Origin of the sequence: Bergeyella anatis (assembly GCF_036016955.1) — a bacterium.
Taxonomy (GTDB): domain Bacteria; phylum Bacteroidota; class Bacteroidia; order Flavobacteriales; family Weeksellaceae; genus JAYWXI01.
The window spans coordinates 100,645-122,565 of record NZ_JAYWXI010000001.1 but is presented as its reverse complement, the minus strand read 5'-3'; the positions used below and the strand labels follow the sequence as shown (position 1 = coordinate 122,565).

Below are 21,921 nucleotides of genomic sequence, written 5' to 3'. Positions count from 1 at the left end.
GAAGGTATGGAGAATTTAATTTTTGCAATCGTATTGTTACCGCTGGTCGGGTTTCTAATCACGGGGATCTTTGGGAAACAACTGCCCAAAAACCTCGTAGGAGCCATCGCTTCTTTGGCGGTATTTTCTGCTTTTAGTATTGCGGTTTATCTGTTTTTTCAGTTCAATAGCCAATCACAGCCCCTTATCGTAAAAGCATTCGAATGGTTCCGTGTTAACGGAATGCAGGTAAATTTCGCATTCCAAATCGACCAACTTTCCCTTATGATGGTTATGATCATCACCGGGATTGGTTCGCTAATCCACCTTTACTCCATCGGATACATGCACCATGATAAAGGGTTTCACCGATTTTTTGCCTACCTTAACCTCTTTGTATTTTCCATGCTTCTTTTGGTTATGGGAAGCAACTACCTGATTCTTTTCATCGGGTGGGAAGGTGTAGGACTATGCTCCTATTTGCTAATCGGTTTTTGGTACAAAAACAAAGAATACGGAAAAGCTGCTCGCAAAGCTTTCATCATGAACCGTATAGGGGATTTAGGTCTTTTGATTGGTATTTTTACCATTGCGGCTCATTTCAATGCCGTAGACTATCTGTCCGTCGCCGAAAATGCTTCGTCGTTTGGTATGGACGATAATTTAATCATTATCATCTGTGCCTCCCTTTTCATCGGAGCCGTAGGAAAGTCAGCCCAAGTTCCGTTATACACCTGGCTGCCTGATGCCATGGCAGGTCCTACCCCGGTATCGGCACTCATCCACGCCGCTACCATGGTAACCGCAGGGATTTACCTCGTTGTGCGTTCTAATTTCTTATACACGTTGGCTCCTAGCGTTCAGGACGGTATTCTTTTAATCGGTCTTCTAACCGCTTTGTTGGCCGCTTTCTATGCCTTGAGGCAAAATGACATAAAAAAGGTACTGGCCTACTCGACCGTATCTCAGTTGGGCTTTATGTTCGTAGCCTTAGGTGTTGGTGCTTATACGGCTGCCATGTTCCACCTAATGACCCATGCCTTCTTTAAGGCCTTGTTGTTCCTTGGCTCCGGATCGGTAATTCATGCCATGAGCGGAGAACAAGATATGCGCTACATGGGCGGACTAAAAGACAAAATAAAAATTACCCACCTCACTTTCCTTATCGGAACATTCGCCATTGCGGGAATGCCTTTATTTTCCGGAATGATTTCCAAAGACGAAATTCTCGTGCACGCCTATGCTAAAAGTCCGGTATTTTGGGGGATTTTGTTCCTAATCGCTGCCATGACCGCTACCTATATGTTCAGGCTTTATTACCTGACATTCCACGGCAAATTCCGCGGCAGTCAAGAGCAAGCCGACCACCTTCACGAAAGCCCTTCCAATATGACTGTTCCTTTGATGGTATTGGCCTTTCTTTCCGTAGTAGGCGGTTTTATCAATCTGCCCCACTTTATCGGTCACGGCCATTATGCCAAACTAAACGAATGGTTAAGACCCGTGCTAAGTGAAAAAAGCTTTAGCCAAATGGAGGCTAACATCGCCGGGGTAAGTCCCACCACCGAATACGTCCTCCTAGGAGTGACTATCGCCATGTTCTTCGTCGTATGGTTTATGGTAAAGAGCCTCTACGCCGGCAAAGGCAAACAAGCCCTGCCCGAAGAGCAATACACCGGATGGGAAAAACTCTCCGCCAAGAAATTGTACATTGACGAAATTTACAACGTCTTGTTTGTGAAAACAGCCGAAGGCCTTGGAAAAGCCGGTAAAATGTTCGACAACAACCTCTTGGACAAAGTCGTGAACTTTGTAGGAGAAGGCGCCGAAGACAGTGGAAGAAGCATGAAAAGACTTCAAAACGGTAACGTAGAGACCTATGTTCTCATCATGTCATTGGCCGTAGGAATTATATTGATTGTTAACTTTATATTACAATAATAATGTCTTATCAATTATTAACATTATTACTTTTACCTCTCGTAGGTTCGGGATTACTCTTTGCATACAGAGGCCAGGCAGGCAAGTTTCTTGCTTTGGGGTTGGCTTTGGTTCAAATGCTGGTTACGGTTTCCATGTTGTGTGATTTTGATAGCAAACTCACCGTAGACAGCGTTCTGCAGCACGAAATCAACTACCCTTGGCTAAAGTCCGTTAAAAGCACCCTGCATTTCGGCGTGGACGGAATGGGGATGCTCATGCTTCTGCTTACCAATGCTTTGGTTCCCCTGATTATTGTTTCGTCTTGCAAAGCGGCTTCGTCCTACCGCAATTCATTCTATGCCTTAGTGCTTTTAATGCAATTTGGTTTGGTAGGGGTTTTCACTGCGTTGGACGGGCTTTTGTTCTACATTTTTTGGGAAGTAACCCTTATCCCGATATGGTTTATCGCTGGACTTTGGGGTCAAGAAAACAAAAGATTCGAATTTACCACCAAGTTTTTCGTTTACACTTTTGTGGGTTCACTCTTTATGCTGGGAGCCTTCGTTTACGTCTACCAGTACGCCCCGTCGTTTGCCGTAACGGATATGTATAACGCTCACCTAAACCTTAACCAGCAAACCGTTGTTTTTTGGTTTATTTTCTTTGCGTTTGCAGTTAAGTTGCCGGTTTTTCCTTTCCACACATGGCAACCCGACACCTATACCTACTCTCCAACACAAGGGACCATGCTTTTAGCCGGAATCATGTTGAAGATGGCAGTATACGGTGTTTTGCGTTACCTCTTGCCCGTAGTTCCCGATGCTATTGCCGGAATTTCCGGATTCATCGTGATCGTACTGGCCATCATCGGAGTGCTCCATGGGGCATTAATCGCCTTGATTCAAAACGATGTCAAGCGAATTTTGGCCTATTCGTCTTTCTCTCACGTCGGGCTTATGGTAGCCGGAATATTTGCTTCGGCAATGCTCGTCCTCAATGGCACCTTTACCATCGAAGGCGGAGAAGGTGCTTTAGTCCAAGCATTTGCCCACGGATTTAACGTCGTTGGATTATTCTATTGTGCGGATATTCTGTCCAGAAGATTTGGCACAAGAGATCTTAACCAAATGGGCGGACTGGCAAGAGTTGCTCCTAAATTCGCCGTTTTATTCTTAGTTATTTTGTTGGGCTCTTTAGGCGTCCCTCTAACCAATGGATTTATAGGAGAATTCATTCTGTTAAAATCGGTTTTTGATTACAACGCTTTAGCAGCCATCATTGCCGGAGTAAGCATTATACTGGCAGCAGGCTACCTGCTTCGTTTCTATGGAAGAACCATGTTTAATGCCGGTAACGACGACGTGCTGGCCGAAGCCAAAGATCTTTCTTCTTCGGAATTTTTGGTCTTGGCCGTCATTGCAGGCGTTGTCTTATTCTTCGGAATCTTCCCACAGCCGATTATCGGAATGGTAAGCAGTTCCTTGGAGTTTATTTACAAAGCCATGCTAAACTAACCTCCAAAATCGTATAAAAAAGTAAGAAATAAAGGATTAAAAAGCAATACATTGCCTTATCCCAAATCTCAAATCTAAACTAATGAGTGTTTTAATTATCGTCTTTATCACCGCTATTGCCGCTCTATTTTCCGGGGTATTCAACCAAGGAAAATTAGCAAGATACATCGGTATCGCAGGACTTTTGATCTCACTGGGGATTTCGTTCATGCCCGAAGCTGCATTTTTCGAACAGTACAAACCCATGTTCGAATACAGTGCAAATACGGCTCTTTTCACTAAAATGGCTCTAGTCATCACCCTGTTGATCTTTTTTATCGGTGGTTTTGCACTAAACAACCACCGCAGCCATCAATCCGAGCTCTACGCCCTGATGTTACTGGCTCTTACCGGTGCCATCGTTCTGTTCGGCTATAAAAATTTAGTCACTTTATTCCTCGGTATCGAAATATTGTCCATCCCTCTTTACGTGATGGCAGGAGCTGCGAAAACCGACCTTCGTTCCAACGAAGCCTCCCTGAAGTATTTTCTGATGGGGTGTTTTGCAACCGGATTTCTTTTGTTCGGTATCGCGTTGACTTACGGAGCGGCAGGAACTTTTGATTTGTATCAAATCCATGCCTATGCTTTGGCTAATTCATCAAACCCCATGCTAATCCTAGGGGTAATACTCCTGATTGTCGCCATGGGATTCAAAGTCGCTTTAGCCCCTTTCCATATGTGGAGCCCTGACGTTTACCAAGGAGCCCCTTCACTGATTACAGCTTTCATGGCCAGCGTCGTTAAAATAGCCGGTTTTTATGCCTTCTTCAGATTAATGACCATCGGCTTCATCGGTGTTTACCAAGAATGGTTCAGTATCTTGGGCGTCATGGTTATCATTACCTTACTTTTGGCTAACGTCATGGGATTGGCTCAAACCAACGCCAAAAGAATGCTCGCTTATTCTTCGGTATCGCATGCAGGATATTTAGGGCTTATTTTCTTCGGAATCAACAGTCTTTCCACTTATCACTTGGCTTTTTATCTCTTCGCTTACTCTCTTTCTACCGTAGGTGTATTCATGAGTCTTATTTGGGTGGAAAAATTGAAAAGAGAAACCTCTTATACCGCTTTCAAAGGTTTGGCTAAAACTGAGCCGCTATTGGCTACTGCCGCAGCCGTATCTATGCTTTCAATGGCAGGTATTCCTTTAACGGCAGGTTTTATGGGAAAATTTTCTTTATTCTCCCAAGCCATCAACGGAGCTGCCTTTTTGGTTCTTGTAGCCATCTTGGGTTCGGCCGTATCCATCGCCTACTACCTTCGATTGATTATTGCCATGTTCTTTTTCAAAGAAAGCAGCTTTAAAACCTCCGAAAAAGTATCGATAACCTATAACATTGTTTCCGTTGTCCTCCTTCTTGCTCTCGTGGCTTTAGGATTATTCCCGGACTTGTTTTCGGTTTGGTTTCAATGCAATTAATAAATAGACCTAAAAAACTAAAGACCAAAAGATTTCCCAACGGATTGATTTTGGTCTTTTTTCTTTTCGCTCTTAGCGAAATTTTACTCTCGATGAATTTTCCGAAAAACTTATTTCATACCTTCGCAACATCAAAATTCGATTCCGATGGAACAACCTACCCTTCAACAAATTCAGAATTTTAAAGGCACTTACCCTAAGGCCCTTTGGGGACTCTTTTTTTCGGAAATGTGGGAAAGGTTCTGCTTCTACGCCATGCGCGGAATGCTAACCTATTTCATGGTCTACCACCTTTTCATGGATAAGGAAACCGCTCAGCTCCAGTACGGAGCAACCCAAGCTTTCGTGTACGCTTTCACCTTCATTGGCGGTCTATTTGCCGACAAGATATTGGGGTTTCAACGTTCGCTGTTTTGGGGCGGATTGCTTATGATTATCGGAAGTATTCTTCTGGCCGTCAATCCCCATGAACTGTTTTTTTGGGGAATCGGATTCAACATCGTAGGAACGGGTTTCTTCAAACCAAACATTTCCTCCATGGTAGGCCAACTCTATAAAAACGACGACGCACGGCGCGACGCTGGATTTCTCCTTTTCTATTCGGGGATTAATATCGGTGCATTCCTCGGTGGATTCGTCATCGCCATCGGAAAAGGAACCCTTTTTCAAGATTGGGTTCCCGAACCCCTGAGATGGAATGTTGCTTTTGGCATAGCCGCCATTGTAATGATCATCAGCCTGATTAATTTCAGTTTTACCCGAAAGAAATTGGGGCCTATCGGCCGTTTTCCTTTGGAAGCCACTCCCAAAAACAAACTAAAGACATACGCCGTATATATCGGAGCGTTAGCCGCCATTCCTCTCATCCGCATCATGGTGTCTAACACCCAATACACCGATTGGTTCATGGCCGTCATCGGCCCTTTCAGTCTGCTTTACCTCTTTTTCGAAATGCGGAAAAACACCGCCCTCGAAAATAAAAAACTCACCGCCGCCCTTTTATTCATCCTCTTTTCTGTGGTTTTTTGGGCGATTTTCGAACAAGCCGGCGGCTCTCTGAGCCTCTTTGCCGCCGAACACCTCCATCCCAATCTTTTCGGGCTGACTGTGGATCCCAATGCTGTAAACAACTCCCTGAATGCCCTATTTGTGATTCTCTTTGCTCCTGTTGCCGGTATTTTCTTCATCCAACTGGCCAAAAGAAAACTCGACCCCAATTCGGTGGTGAAATTCGGAATCGGATTTCTCCTTCTAGGCCTCGCCTTTTATACCTTCTACTCCATACGGTTTTCTGCAAATGCTGAAGGAGTGGGATCGCTCAACCTCTTCGCTTTAGGGTATTTAATCGTTACTTTCGCCGAACTTTTTCTCTCCCCAATCGGACTGTCGCTAATGACCAAACTCGCCCCCTATCGTCTGCAAGGCTTTATGATGGGGATGTGGTTTTTGGCCTCTGCCTATGGGCAATACGTTGCCGGCCTTTTCGGTGCCAGCATCTCTCCAAGCAGCGAAAATACCCCGTTAGAGAAAATAACCCTCTACACCGAAGGCTACCACCAATTCGCGGTTTACGCCATCGTTTGCGGAGTGGTATTAATTTTGATAGCTCCTCTAATAAAAAAATTAATGCCGGATGTAAAATAATCCACAAAACGAACGTTCCGCTATGATAAAAAGGATATCCGCCTTGTTTGCCTTATCGTTTACTATTTTCTGTTTTGCCCAGGTGAAATGGATGAGCATTGAACAAGCCCTGAAGGCTCAAGAACAAGAGCCGAAAAAAATTCTCATCGATTTTTATTCCGAACGCTGTGCCCCTTGCAAAACCATGGAGCTGTACACCTATAACCACCCCGTTATCGCCGAATACCTCAACGAACATTACTACGCCGTAAAATTCGATGCCCACGGCGATAAAACCTTCCAACTTTTCGGAAAATCCTTTGGCAATAGCGAAAAAAATAAAAAAGGAACCAAAGGCATGCACGATTTTACTCGTTTCCTTAATGTTAACGCCGTTCCCAGCATTGTCTTCTTAGACGAGCAAAGCATGCCCATAACCCTCCTCCAAGGCGCCTTAACCGCCAAAGAACTGGAACCCTATATTCCCTTTTTCGCCAAAGACCTTTACAAAAAAATCCAAACCCGCGAACAATGGGAAAGTTATCAGAAGAAATTCAAATCGAAAATCAAAGATTAAAAACCCTCTGACTCCCAAACCTCCCCAAAAGCAGTCAAAAAATTTTTGGGTTTTCGTTTTTTTTCCGAAATTTCGGGTTTCCTTTCAACAAATTTTCGATTTTGACCTTAGACACCCCCATAGAATACCTTAAAGGCGTCGGCCCGGAACGGGCAAAACTCCTGAAAAAAGTCTTGGAAATCGCCACCGTAGAAGACTTATTAAACTTCTACCCCTTACGCTATTTGGACAAATCTAAAGTCTATAAAATCAACCAACTAAAAGAAGACGAAAATTTAGAAGTCCAACTCAAAGGCATCATCTCCGACCTGAAAGAAATCGGAAGCGGAAAAGGCAAAAGACTTTCCGCCAAATTCCATGACGGCACCGGTCTGATGGAGTTGGTTTGGTTTCAGTATTCCAATTGGATGAAAGAACAACTTCCACTGCAAAAAGAAGTTTACATTTTCGGGAAAATCAACCGCTTCAATCAACAGTTTTCCATGCCGCACCCCGAAATCGAAGTGGAAGAAAAAAAAGAAATCGAATCCCGACTAAAGCCCATCTACCCCAGCTCCGAAAAACTAACCAAGCGAGGGCTCGGCCAAAAATTCTTTCAAAACCTACTAAGAAACCTCTGTAGTGAAATCCCAAAACTTTTGGAAGAAAACCTCCCCGAATACTTGATCCAATCGCTAAAGTTGATGACCCGGCAACAAGCCTATTTCAACATTCATTTTCCAAAAGACCTCCGCCACTACACCCACGCCGACCAAAGACTAAAATTCGAGGAAGCCTTCTTTTTTCAATTAGGCTACGCCCTAAAAAAACAGCACCACCAATCCCACGCCATCGGTAACCCCTTCCCTACCGTAGGCGATTATTTCAACGACTTCTATAAAAACCATCTCCCCTTTAACCTCACCAATGCCCAAAAAAGGGTTTTAAAAGAAATCCGCACCGACATGAAGCGCCCCATACAAATGAACCGCCTTTTGCAAGGGGACGTCGGCTCAGGAAAAACCATGGTCGCCCTACTCTCCATGCTCTTAGCCTTGGACAACCACTTCCAAAGCTGTCTGATGGCTCCCACCGAAATCTTGGCCCAGCAACACTTCAACAGCATCACCGAGCTTTTAAAAGACACGGGGCTTTCCGTCCGCCTGCTAACCGGATCCACCAAAACCGCCGAACGAAAGATGATTCACCAAGAGCTCCTCAGCGGAGAACTCTCCCTCTTGGTCGGCACCCACGCCCTCTTGGAAGACACCGTACAATTCAAAAACCTCGGACTGGCCATCATTGACGAGCAGCACCGCTTCGGTGTAGCCCAAAGAGCCAAACTATGGGCCAAAAACAAAATCCCGCCACACATCCTCATCATGACCGCCACTCCCATCCCCAGAACGTTAGCCATGAGCTTTTATTCCGATTTGGACGTGTCCGTGATTGACGAATTACCAGTCGGAAGAAAACCTATCATCACCGCCCATCGGAAGGAAAAAGACCGAAACACCGTATACCAATTCTGCAAAGACGAACTAAAAAAAGGGCGCCAAATTTATTTCGTCTACCCCCTGATAGAAGAAAGCGAATCGCTGGACTACAAAAACCTCATGGAAGGATTCGACCACATCACCCATCATTTCGACGGCTACAACGTCGCCATGCTGCACGGTAAAATGCCACCAGCCGATAAAGAAGCCGCCATGGATTATTTCGCCTCAGGGCAAGCCCAAATCATGGTGGCCACCACCGTAATCGAAGTCGGAGTAAACGTCCCCAATGCCTCCGTCATGGTCATTGAAAGTGCCGAAAGATTCGGACTCTCGCAGCTTCATCAACTCCGAGGGAGAGTCGGACGCGGAGCAGAACAAAGTTTCTGCATCCTAATGAGTGCCGATAAACTATCCAACGAAAGCCGAAAACGCCTCCGCACCATGTGTGAAACCAACGACGGCTTCAAAATCTCCGAAGTCGATATGCAACTTCGAGGTCCAGGCGACATCTTAGGAACCCAGCAAAGCGGCGTTGTCGATTTTAAAAGGTTGGATCTCGCCCAAGACGGCAAAATCATAAAAATAACCAAAAATGCCGTGGAAAAACTGTTAGCCAACGACCCTGCTCTAAATCATCCCGTACACGCTTCCATGCGGACATTCTACACCCAAAAATACCGCGGTAAAAACAAATGGAGTAAAATTTCGTAAACGCTAAACGCCGTTATCTAAAGAAATAAAAAAGAAACAAACCCTGCCATCCCCATAACAAAAAAAACTTTTGACCATTTCCACTTTACCATTCTATCTTTTTTACATAAGTTTATCTTAGTAAACCACAATGCCATGAAACAACGCCTAAAAATCTTTTTAACCTTGTTTCTATCGGCCTTTTTGCACGCTCAGAATGCCGATTGGAATGAAATAAAGAAAAATTATTTTCAAAAAATACTCTTTGAAAATTCGGATGTTCTTTTAACCCCACAAGACAGTCTGGAGCTATCGGTAGTAAAAATTGAAAAAGAGGCAGAAAAGAAAAACGAACTTAAAAATAATCCCCCTTTACACCAAGAAAAAACCAGTTTGGCAGATTTAAAATCCAATTTGGAGATAGAAAACCTCAACCTTAAAAAAAATTCTGCCTATTTTATCAAAATTAACTTTCCTAAACCGGAGCACCAAAACTACACAATCTACCTCAAGGATTCCATCCAAACAAAAGAAGTAAATGACTTAAAAAAATTCTTAGAACTACAATTTAAACCTGAAAAAATAACCTATACCTCAAAGGAAGAGGCCTCCAAAGAAGCGAAAAATCTACTCGGTGTAGAATATTCAGAACTGTTTGAAGAAAACATCTTTCCTGCAAGCCTTGAAATTACAACAAAAAACAAAATCAATATAGAATCTCTAAAGAAAAAATACCCCTACACCATTGATGACATTAAAAGCAATGAACTAAAAATCAAATCAATAACACTGAAAATTAAAACGTAAAACAAAGCCTTTATCGGCATCAGTAACTCCAATAATGCGAAATTTCTCGTTGAAAGATATCCTCCGTTGAATCTCAATAGGGTATCATCAGTTCGATCACTTAATAGCTTGACCGCCTAAAGCCAAAAAGTTTTATTGCCGAAAATTTGCCACTTTACCTCTCTACCTTGAAAACCCGACCTAAATAAAGAGCGACCTATCTCTCATAGCCATCGCCATCCATACTTCTTGCCACAAGTAGACCGATAAGAATAAATACAAGTCCCCCAATCACCCAAACCAAAGGCTGAGACAACCAGTGCGACGACGATGCTGCTACCTCATGCCGGCACCCGATAGGCCCTTCCCTATGCTCCGCCCAAGCCCTAAGCGGAAACCCCAAAACCAAAAACAATACAAAAAGCCAACGCCGTCCCAAAATACTACTCATTTTTCGATGAATTAATCAACTATTTACGGCTTTTACGGTAATCCGCCACAAAGCCCCACATGAAAAAAACAACAGCCAACAAAAAAGAAAAATGCGTCCACTGACCGGCATCAAGAATCATATAGGCCACCAACCAAAATGCCAAAAAAAATCCTGAAAACCAATACCGTAAGTTAGTCATCTCCACCTTTATTTAACTGCTGCTTACAAAATAACAGACTGACCGCCTTTGGTGTATTATTAGTTTCCGGTTTTGTTTTACACGATTACCATATTCGAAAAAAAGCCACTCTAAGCCGGAAGGTAAACCGTAAAAACCGCTCCTTCCTGCGGATACCCCTCCGCAAAAATATAACCGTTGTGATTATCCACAATTTTCTTGCAAATTGCAAGACCGATTCCCGTCCCCTTATATTCTTGCTTTCCGTGCAGGCGGTTGAACAAAGCAAAAATACGGTCGGCATATTTCTGCTCGAAGCCAATGCCGTTGTCCCGAAACGTCATCTTGTAATAACAAGATTGGGGTTTGCTTGCGAGGTGCTCCTCCTCCGAGGCATCCACTTTTTCCACCCTTACCTCAATGCAAGGTGGAGTCTCCGCTTTGGCGTATTTAAGCGAATTGCTAAGTAAATTGATGAAAAGCTGCTGAATCTGAAAAGGAACCACCTCCAATACCGGCATTTCATCCGAAGAAATCGTTGCTTTTTTATCCTCAATCGTCTGCGCCAACTCTTCCGTCGCATTAGAGAATAAAACATTAAGATCACTCGTTTCAAAAACCTGTTCGGCACGCGTTGTTCGAGAAAACTGAAGCAAATCGTCAATCAACGTCCGCATATTCCCCGCCGCAACAGCCGTACGGTCCATATATTGCTGCCCCGTTTCCGATAATTTATCGTATTCTTTGGCTTTCAATCGGGAAATAAACGTCTCTATTTTTCGCAAAGGCTCCTGAAGGTCGTGACTGGTAACATAGTTAAAAGCCTTCAATTCCTCGTTATTCGCTTCCAGAATAGCATTCTTCTGTTCGATATTTTCCTTGGCTAAAAATTCGGCGGTAACATCCCGAGCAATCACGAGCAGATACCGCCCTTTTTCTCTGCCGTCAATTCTTTTGCTGTTAATGGAAATATACCTCAATTCTCCATCCCGACGGAGGATACGATGGGTGAAAGGTTCAATGTCCTCCTCCGCATACATCTGCTTGATTTTTTCGTCCACAAAAGCCTTATCTTCCGGATAAACGTAAGGCAGAAAAGTGGCAAGATCATGCTGGAAGTTCTGAGGTTCCAAACCGTAAAGCCGAATCAAATTATCGGAAAAAGCAAACGCATCGTCCTCCACAAACCACTGCCAGGTACCGAATTGTCCTATTTTTTCGGCTTCGTCATAGGTTTCACTGGCTATACTGAGGTTGTCGTTGCGTTCCTTCAAAAGCCAGTTCACGCCTTCCAATTTTAATTCCTTTTCGACTTCTTCGGTAATGTCCGTGGTTATCCCCAAGATGATAGGCTCTCCCGACTGCAAAGTCACCCGACATCCCACCACTTGAAAATGCCTCAAAACACCGTCTTTTCGGATAATCCGGCATTTAAAAGGCGGAACATTTTTCAAACTTAGGATTTCTTGAAACTTTTCATGAATCCGAGTGCGATCCTCCGGATGGACAAATTCCGAAAAATACCCGTATGAAGCAGCCGAATCGCGAGAACTCACCCCCAACAAACGGTAAAGATTTTCCGAAAAAGCATACGATTTACCTTCCAAATCGTAAGTCCAAATGCCATATTCGCCGACCTCTTGGGCAAGGTTAGACGTTTCCAATGCCAACTTCAAAGCTCGGGACGCTTTCCGCTGTCTACGGAAATCCCTATTGGTCTGAAAAAAAGCAAACGACAAAAGCCCCAATGAAAAAAGAGAAATCACATAAAGATAAATGGGCGTATCTTTCTGTGTAAAAAGAAATCTCGACTTCCGTTCCTCCAGCAAACGTTTTTCCTTGGCCAACATGACGTCAATTTCTGAAGAAATGGACTTCATAATATCGCCTCCCGAAATCAGCGATCGCATGGTCGCCTCTTTATCCGCCGCATAATCGACCGAGCCGTCAATATAGGTGTTTACCAACTCGAGTTTTTCCTCCACAAGTTTACCCAAACGAGCCGCCGACGCCGACTGCTCGGCATTATCCCGAACCAAAAAAACAACAAGGCCCAAACTTTCCCGAACCTTTTCTTCCGAAGTTTTCAGGTCTTTTATCACCCTTCGGTCTCCCGTTACAATGTAGTCCCTCCGGCTGGTTTCCATATTTTTAATTTCAGAATAAAGCCCTTCCAAAGCCAAAGAAACATCAAAAGAATGGTACACCCGGTCGTTGTGATTGCTCAAACGATCCAAATGCTTGTACGTCAATCCCATAAGAAAAAATATGAGCGCCGTAGCAACCACATAAATCAACGTCAGATAAAATGTCGAACGGTCCGGTAAATATTTCATCGCCTATGACTTATCCCTTATAACCGAAGCAAAAAATTATCCTTGTTCATCCCCGAAGTCTGATACTGCCAACTCCTGGTAACCACTTCCGAAAGTACTTTCTTCAAATCCTCAAAGTCGCTGGGTTTGCGGATGTAAACATTAGCCCCCTTCACAAAGGTTTCCTCTATATGCTCCTCCGAGGAAGAAGTAGAGTAAATCGCAACGGCCATTTCCCGAAATCGATCGGACGATCGAATCTCTTCCAAGCATTCCATCCCGTTCTTTTTAGGCATATTAAGATCCAAAAAAAGAATCTCCGGCAACATGGATTCCGGGTCGTTCAAATAAGTCATCAACTCTTCCCCGTCTTTAAAAGTATGGATTTTGGTATGAATTTTCAATTCCTCGAAAGCGTCGGTAAAAAACAAACGGTCATCCTCATCATCATCCGCCAATATAATATAAGTGTATTCTTTTGTCATAAATTTAATTTTTAATGGCTTGAACCCTACGTTTGGCTATAATCTTCTGAAACTGAGAAGGCGTCATACCCGTCGTATTTTTAAACTGAGTACTGAGATGAGCCACACTGGAATAACTCAGCCGATGGGCAATATCCGTCAACGAAAGATTTTCGATGATTAACAACTGCTTAGCGTATTCAATTTTTTGTAAAATGATATAATTTTCGATAGACGTATAAGTTACCTGGGAAAAAACGTTAGAAATATACCCGTAACTATGCCCCAACTGTTCCGCCAAATACACCGAAGCCTTCACCTGGATACTTTCCTCCGAAAATACCATTTTGGCGATCACGTCTTTAATTTTCTGAACCAAAGCTGTTTTTTGATCCTCAATAATGTCGATACCATAGGCCTGCAAACGTTCTTTCAGCTCCGAATAACTCTCTTTAGGCAATTTTTCCAAGAGTTCGACCTCTCCAAAAGCCAACACTCTATGATTAACTCCCATTGCAGCCAGCTGTTCTTCAAGTACTTTGCGGCAAATGGCATTAAAATCAAATTTCAGATTAATTTTCATTCATCGGTTTTTTGTTTCAGAAAGTAAAGATACAATTACTTTACCAAAACCAACTCTAATTTTAAAAATAAATCACCATATTTTTCTACGCCTAAAAAAAACACCCTCATATTAAAAAAACGTTAAAAATTTCTCTATCAATCAAACCCTAAAAAAACAAATTCAAGAAAAAAACGAAAGATCTCGATAATCATACGCCATAAGGTAGTCATCCATCACGAAACCTCCCCCAATATCAAAAATCCCTTCACCATAAACCTCGAACCCCTGAGAACGATAAAAAGACAAAGCCTTATTTTTTTTATTCACATTAAGAATAATCTTTCGATTACCATACCGTGCCACTTGCTTCTTGAGAAAACCCAGTCCCGCTTTCCCTACCCCTTGCCCCTGGGATTCAGGCAAAAGATAAAGACGATGAAGCTTTGTTGTTTCCGGCTCATAATCGTGTTCAAACCCCATAAACCCCATTTCCTCCCCTCCATTCCGAAACAATACGTAACGATATTTAGACGCAGCAAAGTGACGCTCCAACTGTTCATCCGAATACATCATCTTCAGCATATAAGCAATTTGTTCCGGAGAAAGAACCTCCCTATAAGCCGCTTCCCAAGACCGCTTCGCAATAGCCCGAATCCGAGGAATATCCGACAAAGAAGCGTCGATAAAATCAATTTTCATAAAAACAAAACCCTAAAAAAGCAGGCTTAAAAAAACCTGCTCTATTTTTAAATCTTATTGCAAAAGCGCCATGGCTTCCCGTATCCTCTGCTGCAACCCTTCCGAAGCCGGAACCAACGGCAAACGAAGATGATTTTTAAGAATCCCCTTCTCGGCCAAAACGGTTTTAATCCCACAAGGATTCCCTTCGGCAAAAATCAAACGCGTAATATCCACCAAACGGTTATGAATAGCATAAGCCTCCTTCACTTTCCCCTCAAAAGCCAAGCGAACCATGGTAGAGAACTCCTTGGGATACGCCTGTCCTATCACGGAAATCACCCCGTCACCGCCAGCCAAAGTTACCGGCAAAGTAAATTCGTCATCCCCAGACACCAAAGAAAAACCAGAAGGTTTCTTTCTCAGTATATCAAAATACTGCAGGATATTGGGGGCCGCCTCCTTAATCATGAAAAGATTAGGAAACTCTTCCGCCAAACGAAGGGTCGTGGAAGCCTCGATATTCTGCCCCGTCCTTCCCGGAACATTGTAAATGATAATCGGTTTTCCCGTAGAAGCCAGCGCCTTATAATGCTGATAAAGCCCTTCCTGATTCGGCTTATTGTAATACGGCGAAACCGAAAGCACCGCGTCAAAAGCCGAGAGATCCGCTGCTTCGATCTGCTTTTTAACTTCTTGCGTATTATTACCTCCTATACCTAAGACCAACGGCACACGCCCGGCATTCACCTTAACCACGTGCTCAATCACTAAGGCCTTTTCTTCCTGAGAAAGCGTAGCAGCTTCCGCCGTCGTCCCCAAGACCACCAAATACCCAATCCCGTTTTCTATATTATAGTTTACCAGATTTGTCAAAGCTTCAAAATCAACCGACAAATCTTCGTTAAAAGGCGTTACCAATGCCACGCCCACTCCTTTTAGTCTACTCATTATACTGCATTAATTAAAAACCAAAGTTATAAAATTTTGTTCAAAGAATTACGCTTGAACCGCATAGAAAATACAAAGCATATATTTATCTTTGCAAAGTAACATCGCATCATCATGAAAAATAAACTTTGGATTTCCTTGCTTTCGGCTTCGATTCTCTGGTCCTGCCACTCCCCGATCGTTCTATCGTCGGTTCAGCCCCAGAAAAACATCGCCATTGCTTCGGAAAACGCTTCGGATAAAACCGTTGAACAAACCATCATTCCTTACAAAAAAGCATTGGAAAACCAAATGAATGCCAAAATTTCCCATACCGAAGTGGAACTCACCAAACAGGGAGACAACAGCAATTTGGGAAACCTTTTGGCCGACTACACGCTTCAGGGAGCAAGGCAATGGGCCGCTAAAAACGGACTCCCTATCACCGATGCTTCCGTCATCAACATCGGAGGAATACGCACCAGCATCGGCCAAGGCGACATTTTATTGAAACATGTATATGAAGTCATGCCTTTCGAAAATGAAGTCGTCATCATGAAAATGTCAGGCAAAGACCTCGAAGGCCTTTTTCAATACTATTTGGAAACCCAAAAAAACAATCCGGTATCGGGCTTTCTCATTGAAACCGAAAACAAAAAAATAACCCAAGCCCTAATCAACGGCGCCCCCATAAATCCCAACCAAACCTATTACATCGCCACGTCCGACTATTTGGCTTTCGGAGGGGATAATATGCGGTTTTTCAGCCGGGGCGAAATGATTAACACCGGAATAAAACTACGAGATCTCTTCATCGAAAAATTCAAGGAAAACCCCGAAGTCAAAACACCAAAAGACATCCGACTCATCTTCAAAGACAAAGCCCAAGAATAATGAACAGAAAGCAATTCATAAAAACAGCAGGAGCAGGCTCTTTAGCATTGGCTGCCTCCCCTAACTTTCTATTCGGTTCCACCAACGGAATCCTGAATCAAGAACCCGCGTACAAACTCACCATACTGCACACCAACGACCAGCACAGCCGTATCGAGCCCTTCGACGAAACCGGAGGCCGCAACGCCAACAAAGGAGGATTTGCACGAAGAGCCCACCTCATTGCCCAAATAAGGAAAGAAGAACAAAATGTTTTACTTTTGGATTCCGGAGATATTTTCCAAGGAACCCCTTATTTCAATCTTTTCGGAGGCGAACTTGAATTCAAACTCATGTCCATGATGGGCTACGACGCCGCCACAATGGGAAATCACGATTTCGACAACGGCTTGGAAGGCTTTATAAAAGTTCTTCCCCACGCCAAATTCCCCTTCATCACGTCCAACTACGATTTTACGAACACCATCGTGGAAGGAAGAACCCAGCCCTACAAAATCTTCAAAAAAGGCCCCATTAAAGTCGGAATATTCGGTCTTGGAATCGAGCTGGACGGATTGGTAGGTAAAAAACAATTCCTCGAAACCAAATATTTGGACCCCGTGGAAACCGCAAACCATTACGCCGAACTTCTAAAAAAAGAGAAAAAATGCGATTTGGTCATTTGCCTTTCTCATCTGGGCTACCAGTACCGCGATAACGACCAAAAAATATCCGACGTGCGTTTGGCTTCCAAAACCGAAAACATCGATCTTATTCTCGGCGGACACACCCACACCTTCCTCCCCGAACCTCAAGCCTACGAAAACCGGGCTGGAAAACAGGTCTTAGTAAACCAAGTGGGCTTTGCCGGTCTTCTGCTCGGCCGCATAGATTTCTTTTTCGATCGAAGCAAAAACCTCAAAAATACCGCATGGAACAACCAACCCATCAACGCTGCTTTAGATTCGGTTTTGGGATAAACCTAAACCCTTGGCAACGCTCGATTTCATGGCTTATACTGATGATTCTATCCGCTTTCCTCGGCAAAGCCCAATCCATCAGTTCCAGCCGGTGGAGCGACTTGTTTTCGTATCAAAACGTCCTGCTCATACGCCCGGACGGCCAAAGAATCGTGGCCGCCACCGAAAACGGACTGTTCTACTTCACCCCCGCCAGCGGAGAAATCACCAAACTCTCCAAAGCCAACGGTCTCCACGAAGTGAAAATTTCCGCTTTTGATTACAACGAAACACTGAAAATAGGATTAATAGGCTACACCAACGGAACCATGGACGTCATTAAAGAAGACGGCATTACCTATGTGATAGACATCCCTATGGCCTCAGGTTTTAACGGTTCAAAAAAAATCAACCATATCGCTATCACGGGCGATAAGGCCGTTATTTCGGCCGATTATGGCGTTTCCCTATTCAATTTGACCCGTAAAGAATTTGAAGACACTTGCTTCTTCCTAAACAACGGGGTTTATGAAGCTGCCAAGGCTTCCGTCATCCACCAAGGCACCGTGTATTCAGCGACCGCAACAGGCCTCAAAAGCCACGCCATCAACGTCGCTTTCTCCGTATTCTCGTCGTGGCAAACCACTGCTTCGGGAAATTTTCAATTCATCGCCAGCAACGGCAACCAACTGGCTTTTGGAAACCCCACGGAAGTTTACTACGGCGAAAACACCCCTTTCAACCGACTGCAAGAAACTTTTTCCAACCTAAAAAATCTTACCCTCTCGCCTGAAGAAATCATAGCCACTTCCTCCAAAGAAGTCAAAACCTTCCGTCTTTCTGGTTTACCAAACCGCTCCCTGAGCTCGAAAGAAGAATTAAACGCCGCTTGGATTTTCAAAGGAAAACTCTACGCCGCTACCGCTTCACGCGGCATCATCGCACCTGATGGAAATTATATTCTTCCCGACGGCCCTTACAGCAATCGAGCCTACAAAATGCACTTAAATAACGGTAAACTATGGGTCTCCACAGGCGTCTTCGAAAAGCGCTATAATGAACCTCCCTCGGTTGCCGCTTACCCCAATCTCGGTTTCCTTTTCTATGACGGCAGCCAGTGGGTCTACCCTTCGTTCTTTTTGAATAACAATTCGGAACGCTTCAACGTGATGGATGTCATCGCTAATCCCACAGATGACAACGAGGTTTTCTTCACCAACATGAGCAACACGCCGACTCAGGGAATTTACAAAATGCGCTACGACCGTAACGCTAAAGATTTTGAACCCGTCAAATTTTACCACAGTGGGCAACCCGACTACCTAAGCCGCCCCACCGGACTGGTCTTTGACGACAAAAACAATCTTTTCGCCACCTCTTTCGTAAACACGAACGACTGGCTGAGTGCCTACGCCTCCTACAATCGGAGCACCGACCGTTTCGACTACAGCCTCCTGCAAGGAACACGAGGCTTCGGCGCCTTAAAACCTGTATTCCATAACGGCTTGCTTCTTATCCCTCTCCCAAGAGCCAATAGCTTCGGTATCATCCATCTAAACAACACCCCTCTAAATACCGCCGATGATTTAAAAATCCTCCTAAATTCCGAATCAGGCCTCCCCTCCGGAAGCCAAGGTTCACTGAGTGTCGCCATGGATCAAAACGGAACCGCCTGGATCGGCACCGACCTAGGACTAAGAGTAATAAGCAATCTCTCTTCCAATTATCAAAATGCCTCCGCCGAACCCATAATCATTGAACAAAACGGCATCGGAGAAGAATTATTCAGAGACTCGGCCATTCTCCAAATCGCAGTGGATTCCGGAAATCAAAAATGGGTTTCCGTAGAAGGAGGAGGCGTATTTTACCTGAGTGCTAACGGCCAAAAAACCATCCAGCATTTTACCCGAGAAAACTCTCCCCTGCCCAACAACAACGTAACCGACATTAAAATAGATCCCAAAAGCGGTAAAATATTTTTTGCCACCATTGACGGCATCGTAACCTACCAAGGCGACGTCGCCAACGTTAGCGAAAATTTCGGGGAGATTCTCGTCTATCCAAACCCTGTGGTCTACGCCAATCACAAAGGCAGCGTCCGCATCAGAGGCCTTGCCGAACGTACCAATATCCGCATTACCGACGCGGCCGGCCATTTGGTTCATCAGGCCGTTGCACGGGGAGGATACTACGATTGGGACTTAACCAACAACGGAAAAAGAGTCGCTTCCGGCATCTATTTCGTCTTGATGACCAACGCCGACGGCACCGATAAAGCCACCGCCAAAATTGCCGTAGTCAATTGATATGGAACAAGAAAGAGGATGGCTGCTAGCCTACACCAAACACGGCGATCATAACGCTGTACTGCATTGCTTTACCTTAAAAAACGGCTACAACAGTTATTTCATCAAAGGGATTTTTGCTCCGAAAAACCGAAAAAAAGCCTTTATCCAACCCCTGAGGGAAATCGAGTTTTTAGTGCGAAATTCATCAAATTCAGCATTAAAAAGCATTCACAACATCGAGTTAGCCCCCAACGCGTTCCAAGATTGGAATACCGATTTCAAACTGGGAGCCATTGTTTTTTTTGTATCGGATTTCCTCAACCAAATCCTCCGCCACGAAAACAGCAACCCAGAACTCTACGAAGAAATCCGAGCCCTCCAATCTCAGTTTCAAAACAAAAATTACGCCTGCCATCTGGTGTTTCTCCACCGTCTGTTGCAAATCCAAGGCCTCCAACCCTTATACAGCACCAACCCTTTTTTAGATCCCGAAACCGCCCAATTTATCCCAACCCAAGCGCATTCGGTTTTTAACCAATCGGTTTCTGAACTCTGGCAGACCCTAAGCCTTGCCAAAGAGCCCTATGCAACCATAATCCCGTCTAAAGAAAGAGCTTTTTTCCTAGACAGCCTCTTAATCTATTACCACTACCATTTCGGTAATTTCCGATCGCCGAATTCCCTCGAAGTCCTCAAACAATTATTTTAAAAAAAATAAAAAAGAAGGCTAAACAAAATACCTCTTCACCCGAGCGAGAAAAACCCGAACTCTCAAAAACCAATACTTCCCCCTTTGGTAAACCTTATACCCCTTAACCTCCCAAAAACCAAGCCTTCCCATCCGATGCATCTCGTCAAGATTCTGCTGAAAACCAGATTCCATTGCCTCCAAATTGGCCGAAAGCCCCGACTCCCCAAACGTCCGTTTGCCTCCTCCCGCAAAAACCACCTCCTCATCCAACAAAGCCATGGCATGATTCAGAGAAATTTTCAACCAATAATTGACATCTTCCGCGTAACACTGCCCTTCCTTGAAAAATCCCGTGCTCTCCAAAACCTTCCTGCGAAAAATAACCGTCGAAGGCATAGCCTCATTTCTCAAAAGAATTTTCCTGAAGGTTATTTTGGCCAGCTTTCCTTTAACCGTATAAGGAAACCGAATCTTTTGCCCCGTTCGTTTCCCCGCCAAAAAATCCAACGCCATCGCTGCATCCGTGAGATACTCCAGCTGAATAGCCGTTTTTTGTTCAAGCCAAACATCATCGGCATCCAATAAAGCAAAAAAATCCCCCGTTGCCTCGCGCATCCCCGCATTACGAGCAGAAGAAACCCCTCGGTTTTCCTGCACAATATACCGAAAGGGAATTTCAGGATGCTCCTTTTTAAATGCCAAAACCTCTCTCTCACTATCATCCGTAGAGCCATCATTAACCACAACAACTTCAAACTCCACCCCTTCAACAGATTGACAAACAATGGATTCAAGGGATTTCCGAACAGTAGATTCGGCATTGTACACCGGAAGAATAACGGAAATTTTAACCATGATTTTTCAACTTTCGCTATCCCGCTTCGCTGTATGGAGTCCGGTTTTGGATGGAACGCCCCAACGAAAGTTCATCAGCATATTCCAGTTCGTCCCCTACCGCAATCCCTCGGGCAATCGAAGAAAACTTAACCTCATACCCCTTGTACTTTTTGTAAATATAGTACGCCGTCGTATCCCCCTCCATCGTGGCACTGAGCGCAAAAATAATTTCGGAAACCTCTCCCGAAGAAAGTTTTTTATCCAAAGCACCGATATTAAGCTGATTGGGCCCTACCCCTTCCATCGGAGAAATTCGCCCTCCCAAAACCAAATACTTGCCTTGGTATTTTCCCGTATTTTCAATCGCCATGACATCCCGTACATCCTCCACCACACACAATAATTGCGAGTGCCGCCTCTCACTGGCACAAATCTCACAGATCTCCGTATCCGAAAAATTATAACACTCTCTGCAATACTTGATCTCTTTAACCAACCTCTGAAGTGCCGTCCCCAAAGCCATCGCCTGACTTTCGGGCTGCTTCAGAAGGTGAAGCGCCAAACGAAGCGCCGATTTCTTCCCAATCCCGGGAAGCCCGCTGATTTCTTCAACGGCATGAGCCAAAATTTTACTCGGATAGTCCATCGCACAAAGATAACGGTTTTGGCGCCCCC

At 44.3% G+C, this 21,921-nt stretch carries 20 protein-coding genes; 11 read left to right on the top strand and 9 right to left on the bottom strand.

Annotated features, from left to right (window positions below):
• The first annotated feature begins 6 nt into the window (after window positions 1–6).
• The 7 genes from nuoL (at window position 7) to VQ048_RS00545 (ending at window position 10,056) form a co-directional block, all read left to right on the top strand.
• Window positions 7–1,920: an NADH-quinone oxidoreductase subunit L gene (gene nuoL / locus VQ048_RS00575; protein ID WP_327609742.1), complete on the top strand. Its 1,914-nt coding sequence runs from the start codon at window positions 7–9 to the stop codon at window positions 1,918–1,920.
• A 2-nt stretch (window positions 1,921–1,922) separates the two neighbouring features.
• Window positions 1,923–3,416: a complex I subunit 4 family protein gene (locus VQ048_RS00570; protein ID WP_327609741.1), complete on the top strand. Its 1,494-nt coding sequence runs from the start codon at window positions 1,923–1,925 to the stop codon at window positions 3,414–3,416.
• 82 nt (window positions 3,417–3,498) lie between these two features.
• Window positions 3,499–4,881, top strand: coding sequence for an NADH-quinone oxidoreductase subunit N (locus tag VQ048_RS00565; RefSeq protein ID WP_327609740.1), 1,383 nt, complete (start codon window positions 3,499–3,501; stop codon window positions 4,879–4,881).
• Between the two features lie 147 nt (window positions 4,882–5,028).
• Window positions 5,029–6,525 carry a peptide MFS transporter gene (locus tag VQ048_RS00560; protein WP_327609739.1) on the top strand — a complete coding sequence of 499 codons (1,497 nt, stop codon included), beginning with the start codon at window positions 5,029–5,031 and terminating at the stop codon, window positions 6,523–6,525.
• 22 nt (window positions 6,526–6,547) lie between these two features.
• Window positions 6,548–7,081, top strand: coding sequence for a thioredoxin family protein (locus tag VQ048_RS00555; protein WP_327609738.1), 534 nt, complete (start codon window positions 6,548–6,550; stop codon window positions 7,079–7,081).
• Between the two features lie 101 nt (window positions 7,082–7,182).
• The gene (gene recG / locus VQ048_RS00550) at window positions 7,183–9,270 is read left to right on the top strand and encodes an ATP-dependent DNA helicase RecG (protein WP_327609737.1); all 2,088 of its coding nucleotides are present in this window, start codon (window positions 7,183–7,185) and stop codon (window positions 9,268–9,270) included.
• Between the two features lie 135 nt (window positions 9,271–9,405).
• Window positions 9,406–10,056 (top strand): permease-like cell division protein FtsX, encoded by a 651-nt coding sequence (locus tag VQ048_RS00545; protein WP_327609736.1) that lies wholly within the window; start codon window positions 9,406–9,408, stop codon window positions 10,054–10,056.
• Between the two features lie 196 nt (window positions 10,057–10,252).
• Here the strand turns inward: VQ048_RS00545 and VQ048_RS00540 are convergent, their stop codons facing one another.
• From VQ048_RS00540 to dapA, 7 genes are all read right to left on the bottom strand, one after another.
• The gene (locus VQ048_RS00540) at window positions 10,253–10,486 is read right to left on the bottom strand and encodes a hypothetical protein (protein ID WP_327609735.1); all 234 of its coding nucleotides are present in this window, start codon (window positions 10,484–10,486) and stop codon (window positions 10,253–10,255) included.
• Between the two features lie 19 nt (window positions 10,487–10,505).
• On the bottom strand, window positions 10,506–10,667 hold the full coding sequence (locus tag VQ048_RS00535; RefSeq protein WP_327609734.1) for a hypothetical protein: 162 nt from the start codon (window positions 10,665–10,667) through the stop codon (window positions 10,506–10,508).
• 110 nt (window positions 10,668–10,777) lie between these two features.
• Window positions 10,778–12,982, bottom strand: a complete 2,205-nt coding sequence (locus VQ048_RS00530; protein ID WP_327609733.1) for an ATP-binding protein — start codon at window positions 12,980–12,982, stop codon at window positions 10,778–10,780.
• A 17-nt stretch (window positions 12,983–12,999) separates the two neighbouring features.
• On the bottom strand, window positions 13,000–13,446 hold the full coding sequence (locus VQ048_RS00525; RefSeq protein ID WP_327609732.1) for a response regulator: 447 nt from the start codon (window positions 13,444–13,446) through the stop codon (window positions 13,000–13,002).
• 4 nt (window positions 13,447–13,450) lie between these two features.
• The gene (locus VQ048_RS00520) at window positions 13,451–14,008 is read right to left on the bottom strand and encodes a helix-turn-helix domain-containing protein (RefSeq protein WP_327609731.1); all 558 of its coding nucleotides are present in this window, start codon (window positions 14,006–14,008) and stop codon (window positions 13,451–13,453) included.
• A gap of 162 nt (window positions 14,009–14,170) precedes the next feature.
• A complete protein-coding gene (locus VQ048_RS00515) occupies window positions 14,171–14,689 on the bottom strand; it encodes a GNAT family N-acetyltransferase (RefSeq protein WP_327609730.1) in 519 nt (172 codons plus the stop codon).
• A gap of 54 nt (window positions 14,690–14,743) precedes the next feature.
• Entirely contained in the window at window positions 14,744–15,619 is an 876-nt protein-coding gene (gene dapA, locus VQ048_RS00510) for a 4-hydroxy-tetrahydrodipicolinate synthase (RefSeq protein ID WP_327609729.1), read from the bottom strand.
• A gap of 114 nt (window positions 15,620–15,733) precedes the next feature.
• Between dapA and VQ048_RS00505 the strand changes: the two genes are divergently transcribed.
• From VQ048_RS00505 to recO, 4 genes are read left to right on the top strand one after another with little or no spacing between them, the layout of a single operon-like run.
• A complete protein-coding gene (locus VQ048_RS00505) occupies window positions 15,734–16,492 on the top strand; it encodes a 5'-nucleotidase C-terminal domain-containing protein (protein WP_327609728.1) in 759 nt (252 codons plus the stop codon).
• Entirely contained in the window at window positions 16,492–17,451 is a 960-nt protein-coding gene (locus tag VQ048_RS00500) for a bifunctional metallophosphatase/5'-nucleotidase (RefSeq protein WP_327609727.1), read from the top strand. Before VQ048_RS00505 ends, VQ048_RS00500 begins: the two co-directional genes overlap by 1 nt.
• Window positions 17,403–19,736, top strand: a complete 2,334-nt coding sequence (porZ, locus tag VQ048_RS00495) for a type IX secretion system anionic LPS delivery protein PorZ (protein ID WP_327609726.1) — start codon at window positions 17,403–17,405, stop codon at window positions 19,734–19,736. Before VQ048_RS00500 ends, porZ begins: the two co-directional genes overlap by 49 nt.
• A gap of 1 nt (window position 19,737) precedes the next feature.
• On the top strand, window positions 19,738–20,427 hold the full coding sequence (recO, locus tag VQ048_RS00490; RefSeq protein ID WP_327609725.1) for a DNA repair protein RecO: 690 nt from the start codon (window positions 19,738–19,740) through the stop codon (window positions 20,425–20,427).
• A gap of 18 nt (window positions 20,428–20,445) precedes the next feature.
• Here the strand turns inward: recO and VQ048_RS00485 are convergent, their stop codons facing one another.
• A complete protein-coding gene (locus tag VQ048_RS00485; RefSeq protein WP_327609724.1) occupies window positions 20,446–21,264 on the bottom strand; it encodes a glycosyltransferase family 2 protein in 819 nt (272 codons plus the stop codon).
• A 16-nt stretch (window positions 21,265–21,280) separates the two neighbouring features.
• The gene (gene recR, locus VQ048_RS00480; RefSeq protein ID WP_327609917.1) at window positions 21,281–21,892 is read right to left on the bottom strand and encodes a recombination mediator RecR; all 612 of its coding nucleotides are present in this window, start codon (window positions 21,890–21,892) and stop codon (window positions 21,281–21,283) included.
• Window positions 21,893–21,921: the final 29 nt, after the last annotated feature.